Source organism: Corynebacterium sp. HMSC034B08 (assembly GCF_001835805.1).
Lineage (GTDB): Bacteria > Actinomycetota > Actinomycetes > Mycobacteriales > Mycobacteriaceae > Corynebacterium > Corynebacterium coyleae.
The window spans coordinates 1-667 of sequence record NZ_KV825953.1 but is presented as its reverse complement, the minus strand read 5'-3'; the positions used below and the strand labels follow the sequence as shown (position 1 = coordinate 667).

General features: G+C 61.0%; 1 protein-coding gene and 1 pseudogene. Both read left to right on the top strand.

What is annotated here, in order from left to right:
* A pseudogene (locus tag HMPREF2656_RS05095) lies at positions 1–408 on the top strand (recombinase family protein); the annotation flags it as partial.
* Positions 409–667: recombinase family protein (locus HMPREF2656_RS05090; protein ID WP_141761014.1), on the top strand; the 259-nt coding region annotated here is incomplete at its 3' end.

The following is a 667-nucleotide window of genomic DNA, read 5'->3' as shown; positions in this document are numbered from 1 at the left end:
ACCGAACGCAAGAAAGGCCGCAAAACCGGATGCGGCACCTGCGAAATCTCTGACACGGCGCTCAAAGGCTTCATCGCTCAAGTTCTGGGTATCGAGGCCTTCGACGAGGATGTGTTCAACGAGCGTATCGACCACATTGACGTGCAGGGAAAAGACCATTACACGTTTCAGTACACCGATGGCACCAGCAGCTCGCACACGTGGCGACCAAACCTGAAGAAGAGCTCGTGGACCCCAGCAAGAAAAGCCGCCTGGGGCGAACTCGTGCGTGCCCGCTGGGCCGAAGCCAAAAGGCTCGGGTTGGACAACCCACGGCAAGCACCAACACCACCAGAAGCATTGGTGAAGTACCGGGCCGTGGCCAAGGCAGAGGCTGAGCGCCTGCGCGCCGAGCGAGGCGAACGCTAAATGGCCCGCACCGTCACAGCAATCCCCGCCACCCGAGCGCTCCACACGGGTGCTCCACTTGGACAGACAACCCTGCGCAGGGTCGCCGGGTATGCCCGCGTGTCCACCGACCACGACGATCAGGTGACGTCCTACGAAGCCCAAGTCGACTACTACACCCGCTACATCAGCGACCACGCGGGCTGGCAGTTCGTCAAGGTCTATACCGATGAAGGCATCACCGGTACCTCAACCAAACACCGCGCTGGGTTCCAGCAGA